This is a genomic window from Chitinophagales bacterium, assembly GCA_019638515.1.
In the GTDB taxonomy this organism is placed as follows: domain Bacteria; phylum Bacteroidota; class Bacteroidia; order Chitinophagales; family LD1; genus UBA7692.
Genome location: JAHBTS010000005.1, coordinates 81,827 through 105,283, shown reverse-complemented (window position 1 = coordinate 105,283; position 23,457 = coordinate 81,827). Strand labels below are relative to the sequence as shown.

General features: G+C 40.9%; 16 protein-coding genes. 6 read left to right on the top strand and 10 right to left on the bottom strand.

What is annotated here, in order from left to right; all coding sequences use genetic code 11:
- Window positions 1-28: 28 nt before the first annotated feature.
- Window positions 29-766 carry a class I SAM-dependent methyltransferase gene (locus KF872_10080; GenBank protein ID MBX2903893.1) on the bottom strand — a complete coding sequence of 246 codons (738 nt, stop codon included), beginning with the start codon at window positions 764-766 and terminating at the stop codon, window positions 29-31.
- Between the two features lie 74 nt (window positions 767-840).
- On the opposite strand from KF872_10080, the gene glmM reads away from it, so the two are divergent.
- Window positions 841-2,235, top strand: a complete 1,395-nt coding sequence (glmM, locus tag KF872_10075; protein ID MBX2903892.1) for a phosphoglucosamine mutase — start codon at window positions 841-843, stop codon at window positions 2,233-2,235.
- An 81-nt stretch (window positions 2,236-2,316) separates the two neighbouring features.
- Window positions 2,317-2,982 (top strand): metal-dependent transcriptional regulator, encoded by a 666-nt coding sequence (locus KF872_10070; protein ID MBX2903891.1) that lies wholly within the window; start codon window positions 2,317-2,319, stop codon window positions 2,980-2,982.
- A gap of 5 nt (window positions 2,983-2,987) precedes the next feature.
- Here KF872_10070 and KF872_10065 read toward each other — a convergent pair whose 3' ends face one another.
- Window positions 2,988-3,380 carry a cytochrome c maturation protein CcmE gene (locus KF872_10065; GenBank protein ID MBX2903890.1) on the bottom strand — a complete coding sequence of 131 codons (393 nt, stop codon included), beginning with the start codon at window positions 3,378-3,380 and terminating at the stop codon, window positions 2,988-2,990.
- Between the two features lie 92 nt (window positions 3,381-3,472).
- Complete coding sequence (locus tag KF872_10060) at window positions 3,473-4,228, bottom strand: biotin--[acetyl-CoA-carboxylase] ligase (protein MBX2903889.1); 756 nt, start codon at window positions 4,226-4,228, stop codon at window positions 3,473-3,475.
- A 56-nt stretch (window positions 4,229-4,284) separates the two neighbouring features.
- Here KF872_10060 and rsfS point away from each other — a divergent pair, with 56 nt between their 5' ends.
- The 4 genes from rsfS to KF872_10040 all read left to right on the top strand — a co-directional run bounded on the left by rsfS (window position 4,285) and on the right by KF872_10040 (window position 8,345).
- Complete coding sequence (gene rsfS, locus KF872_10055) at window positions 4,285-4,671, top strand: ribosome silencing factor (GenBank protein MBX2903888.1); 387 nt, start codon at window positions 4,285-4,287, stop codon at window positions 4,669-4,671.
- Window positions 4,672-4,731: 60 nt separating this feature from the next.
- The gene (gene ftsH / locus KF872_10050; GenBank protein MBX2903887.1) at window positions 4,732-6,759 is read left to right on the top strand and encodes an ATP-dependent zinc metalloprotease FtsH; all 2,028 of its coding nucleotides are present in this window, start codon (window positions 4,732-4,734) and stop codon (window positions 6,757-6,759) included.
- A gap of 84 nt (window positions 6,760-6,843) precedes the next feature.
- Window positions 6,844-7,476: a carbonic anhydrase gene (locus KF872_10045; protein MBX2903886.1), complete on the top strand. Its 633-nt coding sequence runs from the start codon at window positions 6,844-6,846 to the stop codon at window positions 7,474-7,476.
- Between the two features lie 5 nt (window positions 7,477-7,481).
- Window positions 7,482-8,345 (top strand): glycerophosphodiester phosphodiesterase, encoded by an 864-nt coding sequence (locus tag KF872_10040; GenBank protein MBX2903885.1) that lies wholly within the window; start codon window positions 7,482-7,484, stop codon window positions 8,343-8,345.
- A 30-nt stretch (window positions 8,346-8,375) separates the two neighbouring features.
- On the opposite strand, the gene KF872_10035 is transcribed toward KF872_10040, so the two are convergent.
- The 7 genes from KF872_10035 to KF872_10005 form a co-directional block, all read right to left on the bottom strand.
- On the bottom strand, window positions 8,376-10,964 hold the full coding sequence (locus KF872_10035; protein MBX2903884.1) for a DNA gyrase/topoisomerase IV subunit A: 2,589 nt from the start codon (window positions 10,962-10,964) through the stop codon (window positions 8,376-8,378).
- Between the two features lie 168 nt (window positions 10,965-11,132).
- On the bottom strand, window positions 11,133-12,356 hold the full coding sequence (gene rocD, locus KF872_10030) for an ornithine--oxo-acid transaminase (GenBank protein ID MBX2903883.1): 1,224 nt from the start codon (window positions 12,354-12,356) through the stop codon (window positions 11,133-11,135).
- A gap of 42 nt (window positions 12,357-12,398) precedes the next feature.
- On the bottom strand, window positions 12,399-13,757 hold the full coding sequence (locus tag KF872_10025; GenBank protein MBX2903882.1) for a T9SS type A sorting domain-containing protein: 1,359 nt from the start codon (window positions 13,755-13,757) through the stop codon (window positions 12,399-12,401).
- A gap of 9 nt (window positions 13,758-13,766) precedes the next feature.
- Window positions 13,767-15,908: a choice-of-anchor J domain-containing protein gene (locus tag KF872_10020; protein MBX2903881.1), complete on the bottom strand. Its 2,142-nt coding sequence runs from the start codon at window positions 15,906-15,908 to the stop codon at window positions 13,767-13,769.
- A 22-nt stretch (window positions 15,909-15,930) separates the two neighbouring features.
- Window positions 15,931-19,998 carry a PKD domain-containing protein gene (locus KF872_10015; protein MBX2903880.1) on the bottom strand — a complete coding sequence of 1,356 codons (4,068 nt, stop codon included), beginning with the start codon at window positions 19,996-19,998 and terminating at the stop codon, window positions 15,931-15,933.
- A 118-nt stretch (window positions 19,999-20,116) separates the two neighbouring features.
- Complete coding sequence (locus tag KF872_10010; GenBank protein MBX2903879.1) at window positions 20,117-22,171, bottom strand: T9SS type A sorting domain-containing protein; 2,055 nt, start codon at window positions 22,169-22,171, stop codon at window positions 20,117-20,119.
- A gap of 87 nt (window positions 22,172-22,258) precedes the next feature.
- Complete coding sequence (locus KF872_10005; GenBank protein MBX2903878.1) at window positions 22,259-23,437, bottom strand: acetyl-CoA C-acyltransferase; 1,179 nt, start codon at window positions 23,435-23,437, stop codon at window positions 22,259-22,261.
- Between the last annotated feature and the right edge of the window lie 20 nt (window positions 23,438-23,457).

The window sequence follows — 23,457 nt, the reverse complement described above, 5'->3', positions numbered from 1 at the left end:
GTACCTGCATGGTAAATGTTTTGGCAAATTATTGCTTTTGGCAATGCAAAATAATACGTGGCGAAGCGCCTGGATTAAAATTACCCAATTCATAATCGCCCCAAATATTTTTTATTTCCAAATTAGCGCTGCTGCACAGTTCTCTAAAAGTTTGCAAGTGAATAATGCGCAATTTTTCTTCGTACTCATCATTGCTTCCCTCTGCGTTTACAAACTGAATTTTCTTTAATATAAATCCATCCTGCACCTTTTTTTGGATATGAAATTGCGTATCGCCACGTTGCAAAATTTCGCGTGGCTTTAATTGCTTCACCACCCATTCTGCATTCATATAATCTAAAATTAAAACGCCCTGCGGCTTTAAATTAGAGGCTATTGCCTTTAGCGCAACAAGGTTGTCTTCATCGCTGGGCAGGTATCCAAAACTCGAAAACAAGTTTACGGCCACATCAAAACAATTGGCGCAATATGTTTCGCGCATGTCCCAACGTACAAAATGCAAATTGCTATCTTCAAACGCTTTAGCTGCAGCAATACTGTTTTCACTCAAATCTATTCCTGTAACATTAAAACCAAGTTTATGCAATGTTTTGGCATGGCGCCCTTTGCCACAAGCCACATCCAAAATTTGAGCACCTTCCTGCAATTTAAGTTGCACCGTTAGCTTCTCCACAAACTTCTCTGCCTCGTGCTCATCTCGGTTATTATAGAGCAAATGATAATATGCAGAATCAAACCAATCTGTAAACCATTCTTTTTCAGTCATTAACAAAACTTTAAAACATTATGTACTTAGATAGCGCTGAGTTCTTATTTTCGCCCCCTCAAAAATAGAATAAGTTGTCGCTCATCAAATCAATTTCAGGAATAAGAGGAACCATTGGTGGTTTCCCTGGCAGTAATCTTACGCCAGAAGATATTATGAAGTTTACCGCAGCCTTTGGCGAGTGGGTAATTCAAAATAGCGGAACCCGCAAAATTGTAATAGGGCGCGATGCGCGTGTAAGTGGCGAAATGGTGAACCATATTGTGGTGGGCACTTTGCAATCCATAGGTATAGATGTGGTAGATTTAGGGCTTTCTACTACGCCAACAGTAGAAATGGCAGTACCCGAAGAGCGTGCAGGCGGAGGCATTATTTTAACCGCCAGCCACAACCCTAAGCAATGGAATGCACTAAAATTGTTGAATGCACAAGGCGAATTTATTTCTGCCAAAGCGGGCGAAGAACTACTGCGCATTGCCGAGGAAAAAGAAGTAAAGTACGAAGATGTAAACTCCTTGGGGCATTACACTCAAAACGATACCTACATTGATTTTCATATTGAAAAGATATTGAAGTTGAAATTGGTAGATACCGAAGCCATAAAAAAAAGAAACTTTAAAGTAGTTATTGATTGCGTAAACAGCACAGGCGGCATAGCATTGCCCAAACTGCTTAAAGCACTTGGTGTAGAGCAAGTAATAGAATTATACACCGAACCAAACGGCTTATTCCCCCACAATCCAGAACCACTACCCGAGAACCTGAGCGAACTTTCTATGACGGTAAAGAAAAACAATGCCGATGTAGGTATTAGCGTAGATCCGGATGTAGATAGATTGGCACTTGTAAGCGAAGATGGCAGCATGTTTGGCGAAGAATACACCTTAGTTGCTGTTGCCGATTATGTATTGAAAAACAAACGCGGCAATACAGTTTCTAACTTATCTTCTACCCGCGCCCTGCGCGATGTTACCGAAAAACACGGAGCAGAATATTTTGCTAGTGCTGTGGGCGAAGTAAACGTGGTTCAAAAAATGAAAGAAGAAAAAGCCGTAATTGGTGGCGAAGGAAACGGAGGTATTATTTATCCTGAACTGCACTACGGACGCGATGCAATGGTGGGCATTGCCTTATTTCTTACCCACTTAGCCAAGTTCGGAAAATCTACTTCACTGCTGCGTGCACAATATCCCAACTACTACATCAGCAAAAAGAAAATAGATTTAGATCCATCTATAAACATAGATAACCTCTTCGATGACATCGAAAGCAAATACAAAAACCAACCTATCAATAAAATAGATGGTGTAAAAATTGAATTCGAAAAAGATTGGGTGCATCTAAGAAGAAGCAACACCGAACCTATCATAAGAATTTATGCCGAGAGCGGCTCCGAAACCACTTCGGAAAATATTGCCAACCAAATTATGGCAGATTTAAAATTCTTTAGCAAGCAACAACAAGCATAAGCGCATTATTGCAGCTTTAGAATTGTAGAAGTTTCGTTTATTTTGGCTCGCGCCACACACAATTGGCGGGTTAGTTACATCATGAAAACCGAACTCAGCATTACCGAAGAAAATTACATTAAAACCATTTACCACCTTTCTGCCGGAGGAAATGAAAATGTAAACACCAACGCCATAGCCGATGCCATGAGCACCACCGCTGCATCGGTAAGCGATATGCTGCGAAAACTAAGCGATAAAAAACTGGCCGACTACGAAAAATATAAAGGCGTGCAACTTACCGAAAGTGGCATTTTAATTGCCCGCAGATTGGTACGCGCACACCGCCTTTGGGAAGTTTTTTTGGCCGAAAAACTAAACTACGAATGGCACGAAGTACACGAACTTGCAGAACGCCTAGAACACATTAGAGACGAAAATTTCGTAACGCGCCTCGATAACTTTTTGGGCAATCCGCAATACGATCCGCATGGCGACCCAATTCCCGATGCCAATGGCAATATCGAAAAAAGTAATGCCGTTCCATTAAGCACCCTAAACAAAGGTGCTACTGCGGTTGTGGTGGGCGTAAAAAATTCTTCTTCCAACTTTTTACAATACTTAGATAGCATTGATATTGCTTTAGGCACAAAGCTAAAAGTAATGAATGTGTTTAACTTCGATTCGAGCGTAGAAATAAAACTACCTAAAAAAACCATTTCGGTTTCGGCAAAAGCTGCCGAGCATTTACTGGTAGAAGTAGTGTAATGCCACTAAGCTTTTTCTTTTAATACAATTTCATCGTTCACATATTTCGATGGACATTTCATTAAAATTTCGCTTGCGCGAAAATACTTCCCTTCCATTTTTCCTTTTACCACTACTTGCTCGCTGCGTTCAAAATCTTGCGGCTTAGAGCCTTTAAATACCACCTCTTGCACATTTCCCTCACGGTCGTACATAGTAAACTCAAAATAGTTAGGATCTTTAAGCGGATCGTAAACCAATGGTTTATCTTTTGCTAGAAACCCGGCAACGCTCACAGCTTTGCTCTTTTCTTTTGCCTGCACAAAATTAGAATAGGTAGTGTAATCGCCCGTCATGGCAATAATTACGCCCACACTTACAGCAATAAGAATTAAAAGAACTATATGCGATTTTTTCATGTTTCTAATTTGTGCAACGAATTTACAATCAACTTGTTTTAAACGAAAGTTTTAAGCAAAATTTTGAACTTCCCAATATTCGCTCCTACCCACTAAATTACAAATTGCACTTCTTGCATATTAAAGCGTAATTCCTTTCCACTGCTGTGAATAATAAGTTTCCCATCGCGGGCAATTCCTGCAATTTCGCCTTTAAATGTTTGCTCACCTCTTTTAAAATAGGCAGTTTGGTTGTAACGAAAAAGAGCTTCGGTATAAGCTCTTTGCAAAAAATGGTGGTGCTGTTGGCGCAGTTGCAAATAGTATTTTTCCAAATAGATGTTTAAGTTCTGCAACATGGCATTCAAATCTATATCTGTTTGTGTAAACATTTTGAGCGAACCGGGATTGGGTAATGCCTCATCGAATTCGGTTTGGTTTACGTTAATACCAATGCCCACTACCGAAGTAATTACAGTAGCGCCACTAATTGAATTTTCAATTAAAATTCCTGCAATCTTCTTGTTGCCATAGTAAACATCGTTTGGCCATTTCACTTTTACTTCATCTTCCAAAATTGCTTCACAAACTTCTTTTACTGCCAAACTTGCCACCATATTTAGGTAAAAATGCTTATCGGCTCCCAAAAAAACAGGGTATAAAATATAACTGCAGGTAAGGTTTTTTCCGGCCTCGCTTACCCAAGTATTGCCGAGTTGTCCTTTGCCCTTAGTTTGCTTTTTGGCTATAACCACCGTGCCTTCTATCGGCTTCTCGTTTTCAATTAATTGCTTTGCTTCGGTATTGGTAGAAGTGGTTTCTTCTAACTCAACAACATTCATTCCTGCAAAGAGTGGCGAACTATCCATAAAAGTGTAGTGTTTTTATACCTTTGGCGTTTATTTAAAATTTAAATCGTAATTGATTGGCGAAGCAAGATATTCCAACCACGGCAAAGTTGCGCAAAATTATAGTAGAAGCGCTATTGGATAAAAAAGGAAATGAAGTAGTTACACTCGATCTGCGCAGTTTGGGCGACAGACCTACCGATTTCTTTATTGTAGCACATGGCGATTCTTCTACGCAAGTAAAGGCTTTAGCCGATGCTGTAGAAAAAGACACTTCCGAAAACGGAGCAAAACCATTTAGAAAAGAAGGCGTTAAAAATTCAGAATGGATAATTATTGACTTTGCAGATGTGCTGGTACATGTTTTCCATCGCGAAAAGCGCGATTTCTATCAATTAGAAGAACTTTGGCACGATGCCAAAAGAACGCTTCATAAAGAAAAACGTCCGGTAGCTAAAAAATAAAATACTACTACGGTCGTCCACACTTCACTTAATATTTAGAAAAGATAGTTTTAAACCATCATGGAAAATAAAGACGATAAAAAAGAGAATAAAAGAGAACCAATAAGGCTACCCAAAAGCAAGCGCCCCGAAGAACCCAAGTTCAATTATTTGTGGGTTTATATTCTGTTGGGCGTGTTTATTCTGTTTTCGCTAAACATGAACTACTTCCAGAGTAAAGTTGCCGAAACCTCGCAGCAAAAACTAAAACAAATGCTCGAGTTAAATGAAGTAGAAAAAATTGTAGTGGTAAACAAAGAATATGCAGAAGTATATCTGCGCGATACGGCACTTGCCAAACCACAGTACCAAGAAATTTCGCGCACACGCTTCGGCATGATAAATAAAGGACCGCACTTCTTTTTATCCGTAGCATCTAACGATGCCTTCGACCGTTTTGTAAACGAATTTTACAAAGAACATCCCGATTTAGCAGCCGTTGATTTGCAGTACCAAACCCGCAACGATTGGTTGCGCGATGTAATTGGTTGGGTATTGCCCGTATTACTTTTTGCTGGAATTTGGATATTTATTATGCGCAGAGTTTCCGGTGGCATGGGCGGCCCCGGTGGACAAATTTTCAACATCGGCAAATCAAAAGCCGTACTGTTTGATAAAGACGAAAAAATAAACCTCACCTTCGATGATGTAGCCGGATTAGACGAAGCTAAAGTTGAAGTACAAGAAATAGTAAACTTCTTAAAGAATCCACAGAAATACGCCACCTTGGGCGGTAAAATTCCAAAAGGAGCATTACTGGTTGGGCCTCCAGGAACAGGTAAAACCCTTATTGCCAAAGCAATGGCAGGCGAAGCAAAAGTACCGTTCTTTTCTATTAGCGGTTCCGACTTTGTTGAAATGTTTGTGGGAGTTGGAGCTTCGCGCGTGCGCGATTTATTCCGCCAAGCAAGAGAAAAAGCCCCTTGTATTATTTTTATAGACGAAATTGATGCCATTGGAAGAGCAAGAGGCAAAAACATAATGAACAGCAACGATGAGCGCGAAAATACGCTCAACCAATTGCTGGTAGAAATGGATGGTTTTAGCAGCGAAAAAGGCGTTATTATTATTGCCGCCACCAACCGCCAAGATATTTTAGATACTGCGCTATTGCGCCCGGGCCGCTTCGATAGAGTTATTAGTATTGACAAACCCGACTTAGTTGGGCGTGAACAAATCTTTAAAGTTCACTTGAAAAATATTAAAACCGCACCTACCGTAGATGCACATAAATTGGCTGCACAAACACCCGGTTTTGCCGGTGCAGATATCGCCAATATATGCAACGAAGCCGCCTTAATTGCTGCACGCAAAGACAAGCAGCAAATAGAAATGGAAGACTTTAATGATGCCATAGACAGAACCATAGGCGGCTTAGAGAAAAAGAATAAACTCATTTCGCCCGATGAGAAAAAAATAATTGCCTACCACGAAGCGGGGCATGCCGTATGCGGTTGGTTTTTAGAACACGCCCACCCTTTGGTAAAAGTATCTATTGTGCCGCGCGGTGTAGCAGCACTCGGCTATGCACAGTACTTACCTAAAGAAAAGTATTTAGAAACTACCGAAGAAATGCTCGACCGTATGTGTATGACACTCGGTGGAAGAGCCGCAGAAAAAGTAATGTTCGATAGAATTTCTACCGGAGCACAAAACGATTTAGACCATGTAACCCGCATTGCTTATGCGATGGTAAGCATTTTTGGAATGAACGATAAAGTAGGAAACATCAGCTTTTACGATATGATGCAACAAGGAGCCGGCTTTACCAAACCATACTCCGATGAAACAGCAAAGCTAATTGACGATGAAGCTCGCAAAATAATTGAACTTCAATACCAACGTGCACAAAAACTACTTACAGATAAGCGCAGCGAAATGGAACTCTTAGCACAAGAGTTATTGCAAAAAGAAGTTCTTTTTAAAGACGATTTGGAACGCTTGATTGGTAAACGCCCTTTTGATAAACCCGAAACTGAAACCCAAGAGCAAGCCACCCAAACAGCGGCCTCCGCAACAGAGACCAATAATCAACCAACAGCATCTTAAATAACTAAAAGCGCAGTTTAAAAATTGCGCTTTTTTTATTTCATTGCATAGGCTTGCCACACTCTTTCATAAAAAACAAAGCACATGAAATCGTACGAAAAACTATTACTCGATAATAAAAACTGGGCTACCAATAAAACTACCAACGACCCCGACTATTTCCTACGCTTGGTAAGCGTACAAAAACCCGATTTTTTATGGATTGGCTGCTCCGATAGCCGCATTCCTGCCAATGAAATTACCGGCACAAAATCGGGCGAAATATTCGTACACCGCAACATTGCAAACATGGTAGTAAACACAGATTTAAACCTACTTAGTGTATTGCAATACGCAGTAGAAATACTAAAAGTAAAACACATAATCGTATGCGGACACTATGGTTGCGGTGGCGTAAAAGCCGCCATGAGCAGGCAAAATTTCGGCATCATAAACAAATGGATTAGAAACATAAAAGACGTGTACAGAATCCATCGAAACGAGATAAATGCCATTGCCGATGAAGAGTTAAGGGTAAACAGAATGGTAGAACTAAATGTAAAAGAGCAACTTTTTAATTTGGCAAAAACCTCCATCATACAAAAAGCGTGGAAATACCAGCAACAGCCACACTTGCACGGCTGGGTGTACGACCTTAAAGATGGTTTACTGCGCAATATATACGACATGCCTCCCGGAACTCATATTGATGAAATATACGAATACGAAGACTTGTAAGAAGCATGAAACAGATTAGCACTTTCCTATTGCTGAGCATTAGCCTGTGGGCATATAACCAAACATCGGCATTTAACATACAAGGGCATCGCGGTGCGCGTGGGCTTTATCCCGAAAACACCATTCGCGGGTTTATAGAAGCATTAAAAATGGGTGCCAACACCATAGAACTAGATGTGGTAATAACCAGCGACAGCCAAGTAATTGTAAGCCACGATTGGTGGATTGGCAACCATATTTGCAACAATGTAACCAAGAATAAATCGAAATTCAATATCTATAAAATGACCTATCGGGAAGTGCAGCAATACGACTGTGGCAGCAAACACCATAAGCGCTTTCCCGAGCAAGAAAAATTTCATGCCTATAAGCCCCTACTCAGCGAAGTTTTTGATAGCATAGAAGCCTTTGCAGCAAGCGCCAATATTGCATTGCCGCATTACAATATAGAAATAAAATCTACCAAAAAGGGCGACAACAAACACCATCCGGAACCTGAGCTTTTTACATCTTTGGTGTATCAAGTTATTAAAGAAAAAAATGTAGCGCAGCGCAGCTATATCCAATCGTTTGATATGCGTATTTTACATACACTTAAAGAATTGAATTGCTTTATGCCACAGGCACTTTTATCTGTAAACATAGGTGGCGCAAAAAGTAGTTTAAACAAATTGAAGTTTGCTCCTACCATTTACAGCCCGCTTTACTTACTTACGTCTAAAAGTACCGTAAAAAAATGTCACCAACTGGGTATTAAAGTTATTCCGTGGACGGTAAACAAACGCAAAAAGATGAAACGTATGAAAGCCATCGGTTGCGATGGTGTTATTACCGATTATCCCAACATTGCAGTGCAGGAATTACGATAACAATATTAGCATACTCGACATAAACAATCTTTAGAACAAACCGCCTTGTTCACCTTTCTTTCCTGCTTTGCCATCTATTTCCCATTCAATGGTATCGCCTACATTTATTTCGGTTTCGGAAACTACTTCTTCGGGTGTAACATCTGTAATTTTTCCTGTTACTACAAACTGGGTTAATCGGTTGCCTAGTGCTTTCCAACCTTTTATATCTACAATATCGGCAAGCGGCTGCTCCACTTCGTACTTCTCTTTATCTTTTCCTTTTAAGATATTGAACTTAGCAACCGGAGCGGTGGCGCTACTGAATATTGCTAGCTTACTATCTTTATGATCTGTAATAATGCTTGATTTTACTTTCTCTGATTTCAACTCAATTTTAAAGCGCTTTACATACCAATTTTTGCTACTACCATCGAAATACACCACACTATAATTTCCTTCGGGCGCAAATTTTTCAACCAACATTACATCGTTGGGCTCATATCGGTTGGTGAGTTCAAAATCGGTAAGCTCCACATTGCCATCTTTATAGGCAACTAATATTTTATCGCCAGTATCGAATTCACCAAGGTATTTGCCTTTTTCATCGCGGTTAAGGCGACCATATTCTGCATCGAACCAAATTTTTAAACCGCCAATGCTGGAAGAACCTTTTTCTTTTAAATCTATTTTGCGTATCGGAAATTTGGTAAGTATGTTGCCTTGTGCCTGCCGTCCCTTTATATCAATGCTTCCAAAATCGAAATCAAACTCTTTTATTCTGGCTGCGGAATTGGGATGCAACTGCACGCGCACTACTTCGCTTTCGCTGTTGGGGTTTACAGTAAAATATAGCACTTTGCTACCGGAGGAGCCTTGTGTTAAATCGTATTCTGTGCTGCGTGTGATAGAGGTTACATTAAAGCGTTTTACAAAGGTGCGCTTACTTGTGCCATCGTAATACGCCATATTGTAAGCAGTGCGGTCATCGCCTTTTTTCCAAACGGCAATATGTATAATTTCTTTACCTATAAATTTCTTGTCTTCAATTTTAAAGACCATCATTTTCCCACTACGGGTAAAGGCAATAATGTCGTCTATATCGGAGCAATCGCATACGAATTCATCTTTCTTTAAGCCGCTCCCAGCAAAGCCTTCGGCACGGTTTACATAGAGTTTTGCATTATTAAATACTACTGCTTTTACTTCAATATTTTCGAAGCCACGTATTTCTGTTTTGCGCTCTCTGCCTTTGCTGTATTTCTTTATTAAGTTTTCAAAATAGGTAATAGAAAAATCTGTTATATGCTCCAAATCGTATGCTACCTGCGCCAGTCCTTCTTCTATTTTCTTAATTTCATCGTTGGCCTTAAAAGAGTCGTACTTTGATATTCGCTTTATTTTTATTTCTGTAAGTTTTAGAATATCTTCTTGTGTAATCGTTCTTTTAAACAACTTTTTATAGGGCTGCAGTCCTTTATCTATCCTAAGAATTACATCTTCAAAAGTTTCGGCTTCTTCAATATCGCGGTAGATTCTCTTTTCAATAAATATTTTTTCGAGCGAGGCAAAGTGCCATGCTTCGTTCAATTCTACCTGCCTTATTTCCAACTCGCGGGTAAGTAATTCTTTGGTTTGCTCGGTGCTTTTTTTAAGAATTTCATCTACGGTTGTAAAAATTGGTCTTTCGTTTTCTATTACACAAGCATTGGTACTTATGCTTACTTCACAATCGGTAAATGCGTATAGGGCATCTATGGTTTTATCGGCATCTACTCCCGCTTGTAGCTCTATATTCAACTCTACAAACTTGGCGGTATTATCTGTTATCTTCTTAATTTTTATTTTGCCCTTATCGTTGGCCTTTAGAATACTTTCTATGAGTGAGCCTGTGGTGGTAGAAAAAGGTATTTCTGTAATAATTAGATTCTTTTTATCTACAGCGTCTATTTTGGCGCGTACTTTTACTTTTCCTCCGCGTGCTCCGCTGTTGTATTCACTTACATCTACAAAACCGCCTGTTGGAAAATCTGGGTACAGCTTAGTCTTTTTTCCTTTTAAAACATCTATGGAACCTTTGCAAAGTTCTATAAAATTATGTGGCAATATTTTGGTTGAAAGCCCCACGGCAATACCATCGGCACCTTGCGAAATTACAAGTGGGAATTTCATGGGCAGGGCAACCGGCTCTTTTTTTCTGCCATCGTAACTGAGTTGCCATGTGGTAGTTTGCGGATTAAAGGCTACTTCTTTTGCAAATTTAGAAAGGCGAACTTCTATATAACGAGGAGCGGCTGCGGCATCTCCGGTGCGAATATCGCCCCAGTTTCCCTGAATATCGAATAGCAATTCCTTCTGCCCAATATTTACTAGTGCATCGCCAATACTGGCATCGCCATGCGGGTGGTACTGCATGGTTTGCCCAATTACGTTTGCTACTTTATTAAAGCGCCCGTCATCCATTTCGTTTAGGGCGTGCAAAATTCTACGCTGCACGGGTTTTAAACCATCTTCTATGGCAGGAACGGCACGTTCAAGAATTACATAACTGGCATAATCCAAAAACCAATTTTTGAACATTCCATCTACATGAATGGCATCGTCTGCCTCTTGGTTGATGTTTTCTATTTCTTCACTCATAGTTTGTGGCGAAGCTAAGCATAGCAGCTGTTTTATGTATGTTAGGTTTCCACAATTGTGCATGAAAAGCTATACAGAAGAATAAATTATACAACAGCATTGTAGGTGCTGTATTTATTTCAATCTTCTTATACACCCACTAACTCTAAGAATTGCAAGCAACCTCTTCTAAACCTTAAAGCCCTTAAATACTTTTTGAATAATACCGATGCTTTGGTCTAACTCATCTTTGGTAATAGTAAGTGGAGGTGCTAAGCGTATAATATAATCGTGAGTTGGTTTAGCAAGCAAACCATTTTCTTTGAGTTGCAGGCATATCTCCCATGCCACATTCTTTTTCTTTGAATTTACCACAATGGCATTCAACAAACCTTTGCCACGCACTTCTTTAATAAGTGGCGATTTAAATTTATCCATTTGCTGGCGGAAATAGTTGCCTAGGTAAAAAGCGTTTTGCGCCAATCCTTCATCTTTAAGCACTTGCAGCGCTACCGTTGCTACAGCGCAAGCCAATGGATTGCCGCCATAAGTAGAACCATGTTCGCCCGGTTGTATTTGCAACATCACTTCATCATCGGCAAGCACAGCACTTACAGGCAATGTGCCGCCACTTAGTGCTTTCCCTAAAATTAAAATATCGGGGCGCACACCTTCGTAATCGCAGGCAAGCATTCTTCCGGTACGGCATAAACCTGTTTGTACCTCATCGGCAATAAACAGCACATTGTATTTTTTACACAGTTCGTAAGCCTTTGCTAAATAGCCCTCTTTAGGAACCACTACACCAGCTTCGCCCTGAATAGGCTCTACCATAAATGCACATACATGCTTATTTTTGAGCGCCTCTTCTAATGCCTTCAAATTATTGTAAGGCACTAACTCAAAGCCCGGCATATACGGTCCAAAATCTTTATAGCTCGAAGGGTCGGTAGAAGCAGAAATGGCACTCATGGTGCGCCCCCAAAAGTTTCCTTGTGCAAATACCACGGTGGCTTTGTTTTCCTTGATATTTTTTACACGATAGCCCCAGCGCCTTGCCAATTTAATAGCGGTTTCCCCTCCTTCTACTCCGGTATTCATAGGTAACACCTTATCGTAGCCAAAGTAGGTAGTAATATACTTTTCGTATTCCCCCAATTTATTATTGAAAAAAGCTCTTGAGGTTAGCGTAAGTTTCTGCGCTTGTTCTTGCAAGGCTTTAACTATAAGCGGATGGCAATGCCCTTGGTTTACGGCACTATAAGCAGAAAGAAAATCGAAGTACCTTTTTCCTTCCACATCCCATAAATAAACTCCTAAACCTTTTTCTAAAACTACCGGAAGCGGATGATAATTATGCGCTCCGTGCTTTTCTTCTAATTCAATATAATAGGCAGCATTCTTTTCAACCATAATGTACAAAGAGGTAAATAAAACGAGCCGAAAGTTACCTTATTATTCGGCAATTACAATTCTCTTAACCGTTGAAAAATTACTGTTGCCAACGGCAAGAAAATACACGCCTTGTTGTAGTCCTGCAACATTTATGTTTGTGCGGGCAATAGATGTTTGTACCGTTTGTACCAACTTACCTTCTACCGAAAGTATTTGTATGGAAACATTGCTTTCGTTTGCAGGTACTTCTACCCAAATTTCGTTTTTGGCCGGATTGGGAGAAATTTTTACATCGGCAGCATAGCGCACTTGTTTAATGGAAGCAGCCACATTGGGTACTTTTTCTGCAATACCCGGGCGATACAATCTAATTACTTCACGCATTAACGCTACTTGTCCATTGGTAAACATATTTAAGCAATCATCGCTACTGTAATCCATATAGTTTTCAACCATATCGGGATAGTCTTGCAACATATTGGGATCCGGACAAGTATTTTTGGTGGTATCGCAAGTTTGCTGCGATGCGTCTTTTGCATCCGGAGTATCGTCAATACCATCTTCGCCACCACCTTGGTCGCCAGCACATTTATTTCCGGGGCCTAAAAACGATTGGTCATCGCCCCAAATATGTCTTAATCCAAAATAATGCCCTGCTTCGTGTGTAGCGCTTCTTCCGCCATTTACGGTACTGTCGATTGCATAAGGGTTATTGCGACCTACTGCTTTGTAATACAATACCACTCCTTGCTTAGATGAATCTGCATTAGGGTTCTGACTTCCCCAATTAGGCAGTGGTGCTGCCGGAGGATATGCATATCCCAATACGCCTAAACCGCCCATGATATCGCAAACCCAGATATTGAAATAGCGGTCTGTAGGCCAAGCATTTACACCACCTGTTGATTGACTTTTTACCTCATCGTTAGCGCCAAAACCGCCAAAAATACTTGGTGGTGGGCTTCCTTGCGTATGTGTAATTCCGGTAGTGGGGTTTCCATCAGGGTCGGTATCGGCCAAGAAAAATTCAATACCTGCATCGGCTGCAAATTCCTGAAACACAGAGCGCGTATTTACAGTATCGGCATTACGTCTGCGGTAATCTTCATTTAGAACATCAATTTGCGATAGAATAATTGAGTCGTCTAAATTTTCTTCCGGCTTGGTATAAACCACATGTACCACAGTGCGTATTCTATAAACGGTATCGGGAGCATTACTGCGCTGTGCTTCCTTAAATGCTGCATTTTGTTTAGCTTTTAAAAAAGCAGTTTTTACAGCTTGCAGGTACCCCGGATGTGCTACTTCCATTGCTTTTTCAACATCGGTAGCGCCACACTTGTGGCGGTGCTGCTGCGCAAAGGTTTCTGTAGATAATAACATGCTGCAAACAGCGGCAGCGCCTAAAATTTTCTTCATTACAATAAATTATTTACTAATTACAATTGGTTGAATTTGGCTGGCATTTTCGCCCAGCAAGCGAACAAAATAAGTTCCGGTGGTAAGCGAATTTGTATTCAACTCCACCACACGCTGAAAGATAGCTTGCGATGCTACTTTTTGCCCTACGGCATTATACACCTCCAACTGTGTAAATGGATGTACCACAGGCAAAGAAATGTAAGCAAAGTTTCCGGCAGGGTTAGGGAATACACTTACTTCCACCTTATTACTCTTCTCTTCAATACCTGAAATTGGAGTGCCATCTATATTGATATTATCTAAGTACAATGCATTGCCCCAACCTGAAATATTTTCAAATTTAAAACGCACTTTGTTTTGGCCAATCGTAGATGGCAGCGAAACTGTAACCGTTTTCCACTGGTTTGAAGTTGGCACAAAGAATGCATTTTGATCCGGAGCGGTAGCCATGGTAGTTCCTCCGCTTCTATATACTAAATTCCATTGCATGCCACAATCGAATGAATAATATACGGCTAATGAATCTTGGCGGTTGTTGTTTACGCGGCAATATGCCAAATCGAATTTCAAGTTTGGTAATCCCACATTTGAAACATCGTAATCATCGGTAATTAAAGCATCTTTAGCTCCGTTTGGATTTGAAGTGTAATTTAAGTTATTGATAACTGCTCCATAACTACCAACTTCGTAACCGCTGGAAGAAGCCAAATCCCAGGTATTGGCATTTCCCTTATTATCTATAAGCCAATTGGTTGGTGGAAATGCGCCCATTTCAAAATCTTCAACAAGTGGTGCTTGCAATGCAAAACCACCATCGTAAGCATAGAAATTAACTGTAAGTTCATCGTTGGCTGGATAACTGTCTAAACTTACGCCATTGGGTCTTTCGAAGGTAACTGTAAGCGTATGATTGCCCGCGGTTACAGATTGTAACGGCAAGGTAACAAACGCTTCTTCCTGAATAAGCAATTGCCTATTGAATGGAAGCGAATCGAAAGAACCATTATCAATTCTGTAATAGATAGTCGCATTTATGATGGTGGTTACGCCTTCGTTCTTAACCTTTACTACCGGTTTAAAGTTTAAATTGCAAATTGTATCGGTAGGAAGCAATACTGTTTTTACTGCTCCATCTAAATCATAAAAGCAATTTGATATTGAATTTCTAATAGAAGCGCGCTGCCCACCTTGGCTAACAGTGCCGTACATTACATCCGCTTGCCCTATTGTAAACATATTGCGACAATTGTCATCGGAGTAATCCATGTGGTTCATAAACATATTAGAAGTACCGCATGAATACTGAGGATAACTTGGGCAACCAAAATACTTATCGTCTTGATCCGGAGTATCGTCCACAAAATCGGTAGAGTTGTAAGTACCATCGTAGCAACCTGCGGTATTGCCCCAAATATGCAACAAACCTAGCCAGTGCCCCACTTCGTGTACTACGGTTCTGCCACCTCTTTGGCTTGAAAGTAGTGTTCCTACAGTACCAATAGCATTATGGCGCGAAACAACCCCATCGGTTTGGTTATCGGTAAAGTAAGGTAAGGTTGCATAAGCTAAAACACCTTGGCTTTTTAAGGTGCCACCAAAATTACAACTCCAAATATTCAAGTATTTTCTTCTATCCCAAATGGTTGCCGGTTTCAGCACTCCATCAATATCATTTTCGGTATCCCATGTTGCTTTATTAGAATATACAATACGCTCAATACCTGTGGTAGGATTGCCTTGCGGATCAAACTTCGCCATACAAAACTGTATGTAAGTATTAGTTGCTAAAGGCTTAAACTCAGCAGGGATATTTACAGTATCGGCAGCCATAAGAGCAAAGTCTCTGTTAAGGGCATCTATTTGCGAAAGCACCTGCTCATCAGAAATATTTTCGCCTACGCCATAAGCTTTTCCATTATGAATAATGTGAAAAACCACCGGTATATATATAACACTTTGCCCCGCTCTTGCTGCAGGTTTAGGTGTAGTTCTAAATGCTTCCATTTGTTGAAACATCTCATCGCGCTGCCTAGCAAACTCTGCACTTGAAGCTGCCCTTTTTTGAATGTATTCATCGGTGCCACAAAAGTGTTGTGCTTGCACAACTAACGACAATGCAACCGAAGCTGCCAGAAAAATCTTTTTCATTACAGATGTTGTTCTTTAGAATTTATTTTTTTACAAAAGCGGTGGTAGTTCTATAGTTGGCTGTAGCGTAGGTAAGATAATAAACACCTTCCGGCAACATAGAAATATCTATTGATTTCAAATGCTGACCTTCTTGCATTTTTTCATGAATCATTACTTGACCCAACACATTAGCAATGGCAATAGTAGCCATTCCTTCGGCATTGGTAGAAACCCAAATTGCATCTTTAGATGGGTTTGGATATACCACCAAATGTAGTGCTCCGGTAATATCTTTTATTGAAGACATGGTTGGATTTACTAAACTATCTATTGCTATGGCTTTGCAACCATTGGCATCGGTAGCTGTAACGGTATAAACTCCGGCTCCAATTCCCGTATTGCTTACTCCTATTACTCCATTGCTCCATTCCAAAGTAATAGTTGGCGAGCCGCCCGATGTAGTTGCAGTTAAGGAGCCATCAAGCGCTCCGGCTGTGCTAGGTTGTGTTTTAGAAGAAATTACAACAGATAAATCGCTACTATCGGTAACAATACCGGTGGCAGTAGCCGTGCATCCTAAACTGTTGGTTACAGTAACTGAATATGTACCTGCTACCAAGCCAGTTATGGAACTGCCGGAAGCATTATTGCTCCACTGATGCGAAACTATGGTGGTGGTACCTCCTGTTACTGCCGAGGCAAATGCAGTTCCATTCGCTTGTCCGCATGTAGAGGTAGAGGTATTTACCGTTACCGATAAATCGCCCGGCAAATTATTTACAGTTTTGGTACTTACCACACTACAGCTATGTGCATCGGTTACTGTAACCGTGTAAGAACCCGGCAATAAAGAATCTATGGTTGTTCCGGATTGGCCGTTGCTCCATTGGAAGGTATTATTGCCATTTCCACCTGTAGCCGCAGCTTGAGCACTGCCGTTGTTTAAACCACAAACAGCATCGGTTATAGAAACCGATACAGTAAGAGGCGCCAGCGGTTGAGGAATAAGTGCATTTGCCGTAACGGTGCAGCCTTTTGAATCGGTTACAGTTACCGTGTAGCTACCACCTGCTTTATTCATAATACTATCAGATGTACCTCCAGAACTCCATGCATATGTAAATGGCCCATTACCACTTGCCGTAACTTTGGCTCCACCATTTTGTTCACCATAACAGTTTACAGGCAGTATTGCCAAAGGTGCTGTTGGCGGAGCATTTACGGTAATATAGTTAGAAATAGTAGTATCGTCACTACCATTAGCATTAGAAGCAGTAAGTTTTACAGTATAGGTGCCAACATTATTAAAAGTAACAGTTGGATTCTGTGCATTCGAAGCTTGAGGTGTGCTACCAATACCGAAAGTCCAACTCCACGCAGTAGCACCACCCGTACTTTTATCGGTAAATGTAACTTGCTGCCCAACGCAAATAGAAGTTTTATTAGCAGTGAACTTTGCCACCGGAGGAGCTACAGCTGTTGAACAAATAACCGGATAAACGATGTTTGAGAAACCGGCATTGTATTGCGAATAAATAGCTGAATAACTACCCCATGTTCCATTTGCATACCGCTCCCATCCATATAATGAATCCTTATAGGCAGCATTATTGCTAGTGGTTACTAGTGCAATTGTATCGCCCGCAATGGTAGGAAGTATCACACCTACATAAAAATTAGAAGACACTGTGGGATTAGTATTAAACGGTACATAAATAAAGTTACCATTTGTGCTTATTAACTGTGCCAAAGGATAAGTGGTTGTTGCAATTGGAGTTGCCCCCGGTGCGCCTCCGGTTCCTGAATTATCCCATACTGCAAATGTTACAGATTTAGAACCGGGTGAGGCTGACTTTCCATACACAAATATGTATGCTCCCGATATGGTAACTTGCTTATTATTTAAAAAGCGCTCGGCCTTAGCCAAATCGCCATCGCTATTATTGCCCGATACATAACCGCTACCAAAAGGATAGTTATACACCGAAGCAGTAGTATCATTTGGCACATTGCTTAGTGTATCGCAACCGCTGCCGCCCGAAGGTGGATTCACTACTATAATATATGCTGTTTTAGTAAGCGGAGTTGAACTACCTGCTGTGTTAGTAGCTGTAAGCGTAACATTATATTGCCCAACAGTATTGTAAGTAACAGTTGGATTTTGAGTGGTAGAACTTGATGGTGTGCCACCTGCAAAAGACCATGCCCATGAAGTTGGTGTATTGGTAGAAAGATCTGTAAATGCCACCGAATTGCCTACCACTACTGTAGTTGGCGCACCAACAAAATCTACTACCGGAACCTGTGGCGTAACCGTGCCAACATTGTATATGTTTATATTATCCAAATACATGTTGTTTCCATAATTGTTGATACCAACAAAGGCAAAGCGAACAGAACTATTGCCGGCTATGCCTGTAGTAAGTGTAATGGAGTCTGTTTTCCACTGCGTAGAAGATGGCTGGAAATTAGAAGTAGTGGTGGTAGTTCTTGTTTGTAAACTAGAACCTCCCTTTTTCCAAAGTTGCGTCCATGTAGCGCCACAATCGGTAGAATACATAACTGCCAACGAATCGGTAGAACTGGTTGAGTAGCGTGCATAAGCATAATCGAATTTCAACCTACCGGAAGTAACACCCGAAAAGTTGTAATTGGGCGTAATCAACCAATCGCGCTGATTGGCAGCGTTGTAGCTATAGCAATTCAAATAAGTTGAAGCCGAAGATTGGCTATATCCACTTGCCGAGGCTGTTCTTACCCATGTTATGCCTGCATCCGGATTGTTCAAAACCCATCCTGTTGGAGGAAATGTAGTAGATTCAAACCCTTCACTCATTGGTAATGCTTGCACTCCCGAAACGGTAATATATCCTGTTTTTACAGCCTGGTTGCTGCCATTGCTATTGGTTGCAGTAAGTGTAACGCTGTAAGTTCCTGCAGTTGGGTATGTAACCTGCGGATTGGTAGCGCTGGATGTTGCAGGATTGCCACCTTGGAAACTCCATGAATAAGTAAGTGGAGCTGTTCCATTCGTATTATTAGTGAATGTAACAGTTTGCCCAACACAAATATTGGTAGCACTAGCAGTAAAATCGGCAATGGGCGCTCCGGTGGTTACACAACCTGAATTATTAGTTACCAAAGATGCTCTGGAAGCAAAACCATACGTATTAAATGGACTTGAAAATGGTCCTCCATTTAGCACCAAGTTCATAAAGTTAGCCTGCTGTGTTGTAAACATGGTAGGGCAGCTTGAATAATCCATGATGTTTTCCAACATATCGCCACTGGGAGAATTGTTGGAGCAAGAAGTAACTGCCGAGCAACCAAAATTGGGTCCTTTTGAATCCGGTGTATCCGAAAAACCATCATCCGTATCAGGAAACACATTACCACACGCATTGCTGCTAAGTTCTCCCCAAGTATGGCCTAAGCCCAAGTAATGCCCTGCTTCGTGCGAAGCAGCACGGCTGCCACTTCCAAAGCCTAATTGATAATCTAAAACTATTCCATCAATGTAATTTCCTACCACACCGGTAGTAGGCAAATAAGCATATCCTGCTGTGCCACTTGTAGAACTTCCACATAAATCTACTATCCAAATATTCAAATATTTAGTTTGCTGCCAAGGGGCTTTACCACCACCATTGGTTGTTTTCATATCATTTGGATTGGTATCGGGATTATAGCACGAAACGGTAGTATTTGTTCTAGTAATACCTGTAGTTGCAGCACCGTTCGGGTCTCTTTTTGCCAAGCAGAATTCAATCTCTGCATCTTTGGCAAATTGCTTAAAATAAGTTCTAGTTTGCGAAGCATAACTTGGATTCAGCAATCTAAAATCTTCTGTCATGTAGTTTACCATCTGCTGTATTTGAGCATCGGTAACGGTACTTTGCAAATTTGAAGGCAGCACCACATGCACTACCACCGGAATAGTGCGTACTGCTCTGCTTGCATTTTGATGTTGATCTAACACACCCTGCATTCTAAGCTGCTCAAACTGCTGAACGCGCTCCTGCATTGCTCTTTCGTAATTAGCATCGTGTTGGCGCATGTAGGTATTTGCCTCCCCAAAGCCACACCGAATTTGTGCTATACTACTCACTGCAAGTACAGCAAATAAAAAAGTTAGAATACAATTTTTTTTCATCTGTAAATTTAAAGCCGCCCAAAGGTATAAGAAGGAATAAAATAGGCAATAGTTGTATAATAATTGGGGAATATTAGTACTTGTTAAATTTCTTCACCCTCATCTTGTTTTCACTGAAAAGTGTAATAAAGTAAATACCTGACGATAAATATGAAACGTCAATAACATCTACTTTCTGTGCATTCTGATACAGAATCTCTTTTCCAAATATGTCTGTTATCTGCACCTTACAATTTGGGAGCGAAGTTTTAATTCTTATTTCGCTGTTTACAGGATTAGGAAAAATTGAGAAATCGTTTTCGCTAATCTCTTTAATTGAAGTGTATAATTCCGGGTTGATGTTAATGTTATCTATCAACAAGTTGTTTCCATAAAAGTTTGTGTAGTCTATTTTGAATCTAAATGCCGATGTTCTAAATGCCGGAGGCAGCGGCACTAAAATTGTTTTCCACTGCAAAGTATCGGAGGTGTAATTCTGTTCATTTTGAACTTCAGTTTGAACTGTTCTTAATGATGCTCCACTCAATTTAACTTGGCTTATCCATTTTTTCCCGCAATCGCTCGAAAATGAAACTTCTAAAACATCGTTGCTATTCAACTTCTTTTGGGTAAAGTAATAATTGAATTGAAGAGCTGCATTAGGCGTGCTGCTCACATCTAATGCAGGCGAGGTAAGCGAAGTTTTTCCTGAATACTTCATAGTATCGGGCAACAGAAATCCTCCGCACTTTGCGCTGCCATATCCCACGTTTGGCAACACATTCAGCGATATACTTTCATTCTCCTTCGACACAAATAGGCCGCTTTCGCCAAAGTTGTTTATCACTTCAAAGGTTTGCACAAAATTGGTTGGCGGCACCAAATTGGAAATAGTAATTGGCAAGGGTACACTTTGCAATTGCACACCATTTTTAGATGCTTTCAATACCACATTTAAGTTTCCTTCAGTAAAATACGCATATTTAGGATGCTGCTCATACGAAATACTTCCATCACCAAAATTCCATTCCCAAGCATCGGCTCCCGATAGCGATTTATCGAAGAAACTAATGGTATCGCCAACACAAGCATATTGTGTAGATGCCGCTGTGCGTGCCACGCAAAATGTATCGGCATTTACCACTCCGGTTGCATATAAATTGGCTGTAGAAATCAAGTTGCTTCTTCCGGCTACCGGAGAACGTAAACATGCCCGCATCCGCTGTTTTTGCCCTTCGGTAAACATAAAGTTGCAATACGTATAATCCATTGCATTTTGGTAATTATCTACCGTATTGCCACACGAAGCATTAGACGAAGAGCATACACTCCAGCCTATTGTTGGAGGTGTGTCTGCAACGTCATCGCCCACTCCGCAATTGCTCTGTTGCCCATTGGGCAAAAAGATATAGCCGGGCACATTATTACCTCCCCAAATATGAAATAGGTTTAGATAGTGCCCTACTTCATGTGGAAATGCTACCGAGCGCAACTCTGAAGAAGTTCCGATATTTCCAAAATAAGCATGAGCAACAACAATGCCATCCCACTCGGGCTTAGCAGCAGCTTGGTCGGGCATTAGGCAATGTCCGGCAAGCCCTGCAATTTGCTTTACCACATACACATTCAAGTATTTAGTAGGATCCCAATGCACCAAACTTTTTACACTATGGTCGCCAATAGCAGTAAGCGGAGATGCTATTCTATTGATACCATTGGTGCAGTTGCCATTGGGATCTTTTTGAGCCAACCTAAATTCTATTTCGCAATCGGCAGCAATTGGCTTGTATGCAGTTTCAATATTTCCTGTATCCGGATGCTGGTTTCTAAAGTTTCTATTCAAAATTTCTAATCCATTCAGCACTTGTGCCTCGCTAATATTTTCCACACCATAATTATGAATAACATGAACAACAACCGGCACTATCAATACGGAATCTGCACCTCTACCCGCTCCTATATTTTGTATGTAATTGGCTGTATGCTGCTTTAGCTCGCTGCGTTTTTGCTGCATAACCGACTGTAAATGCGGGTGATTTTTATACATTTCAAAACTGTATTCATCGGTGCCGCAAAGTTGGGTTTGCTGCTGTGCAATTGCGCTACCTAAAGTACCTAACAGCATTACAAGTATCCAAGTTCCTTTCATAACAAGAGGTGTTTTAAAATTAAAAAACCGATTGTGCGATACACTCACACAATCGGTTAAAGTAAATTATTTACTGCAAATCAGCTACTATAGTTTTTCTATTACAATGGCTGAAGCACCGCCTCCACCATTGCAAATTCCGGCAGCGCCATACTTGCCGCCTTTGTGTTTTAATACCGATAGCAATGTGCATATAATTCTGGCACCGCTTACGCCTACCGGATGTCCTAAAGCAACAGCACCACCAAATACATTCACCTTTTCTGGCGATAGGTTCAACAACTTAGTATTGGCCATAGCCACGTTGCTAAACGCTTCGTTTACTTCTACAAAATCTACTTGGCTTAATTCTAATCCTGCTTTTTTAAGCGCAATAGGAATTGCCAGCGCTGGCGTAGTTGTAAAATCGTCTGGTGCTTGCTCGGCATCGCCATAGCCCACAATACGTGCAATTGGCTTTAATCCTAATTCATCTGCCTTTTCGCGACTCATTAAAACCAATGCCGCAGCACCATCATTTATCTTAGAAGCGTTTACTGCAGTTACAGTTCCATCTTTTCCAAATGCCGGTTTCAGTGAAGCCACCTTTTCCGGTTTCAACTTCTTGTATTCTTCATCTTCTTTTACAAAAGTGCTATCGCCTTTACCTTTTATTTCAACTTCAAAAAGTTCATCGGCAAACCATCCGTTTTTATATGCCTCGGTAGCTCTGCGATACGATTCAACGGCATAAGCATCTTGGTCTTCTCTGCTGAAATTAAATTTTTGGGCACAACGGTCGCCACTGTTACCCATCATTTGTTTTGTGTAGGGATCTTGCAGAGCATCGCGCACAATAGAATCGAGCAATTCACCATTGCCATAGCGGTAACCATTACGAGCGCTATTGAGCAAATAAGGAGCATTGGTCATGCTTTCCATTCCGCCTGCTACCACAATATCTTTATCGCCCAACAAAATAGATTGGGCACCAAGAATTACGGCTTTCATACCCGATGCACACACTTTATTTACGGTAGTGCAAGTAGCTCCGGGCTGTACACCTGCTGCCAAAGCTGCTTGGCGTGCAGGAGCTTGCCCTGTATTTGCCTGTATTACATTGCCCATAATTACTTCTTGCACATCATTGCCTGTAATGCCTGCTTTTTCAACAGCTTTTTTAATGGCTTGTGCGCCTAATTCCACTGCCGAAAGCGATGAAAGAACACCACTCATACTGCCAATTGGCGAGCGTGTTGCCGATACTATAACTACTTCTTTGCTCATATTTTTAATTTTATTTTGAA

Coding starts and splice junctions, on each gene's coding strand:
- KF872_10080 (MBX2903893.1), bottom strand. CDS start 766: ATGACTGAAAAAGAATGGTTTACAGATTGGTTTGATTCTGCATATTAT.
- KF872_10025 (MBX2903882.1), bottom strand. CDS start 13,757: ATGAAGAAAATTTTAGGCGCTGCCGCTGTTTGCAGCATGTTATTATCT.
- rocD (MBX2903883.1), bottom strand. CDS start 12,356: ATGGTTGAAAAGAATGCTGCCTATTATATTGAATTAGAAGAAAAGCAC.
- KF872_10010 (MBX2903879.1), bottom strand. CDS start 22,171: ATGAAAGGAACTTGGATACTTGTAATGCTGTTAGGTACTTTAGGTAGC.
- KF872_10065 (MBX2903890.1), bottom strand. CDS start 3,380: ATGAAAAAATCGCATATAGTTCTTTTAATTCTTATTGCTGTAAGTGTG.
- KF872_10020 (MBX2903881.1), bottom strand. CDS start 15,908: ATGAAAAAGATTTTTCTGGCAGCTTCGGTTGCATTGTCGTTAGTTGTG.
- KF872_10005 (MBX2903878.1), bottom strand. CDS start 23,437: ATGAGCAAAGAAGTAGTTATAGTATCGGCAACACGCTCGCCAATTGGC.
- KF872_10045 (MBX2903886.1), top strand. CDS start 6,844: ATGAAATCGTACGAAAAACTATTACTCGATAATAAAAACTGGGCTACC.
- KF872_10070 (MBX2903891.1), top strand. CDS start 2,317: ATGAAAACCGAACTCAGCATTACCGAAGAAAATTACATTAAAACCATT.
- KF872_10060 (MBX2903889.1), bottom strand. CDS start 4,228: ATGGATAGTTCGCCACTCTTTGCAGGAATGAATGTTGTTGAGTTAGAA.
- KF872_10035 (MBX2903884.1), bottom strand. CDS start 10,964: ATGAGTGAAGAAATAGAAAACATCAACCAAGAGGCAGACGATGCCATT.
- KF872_10040 (MBX2903885.1), top strand. CDS start 7,482: ATGAAACAGATTAGCACTTTCCTATTGCTGAGCATTAGCCTGTGGGCA.
- ftsH (MBX2903887.1), top strand. CDS start 4,732: ATGGAAAATAAAGACGATAAAAAAGAGAATAAAAGAGAACCAATAAGG.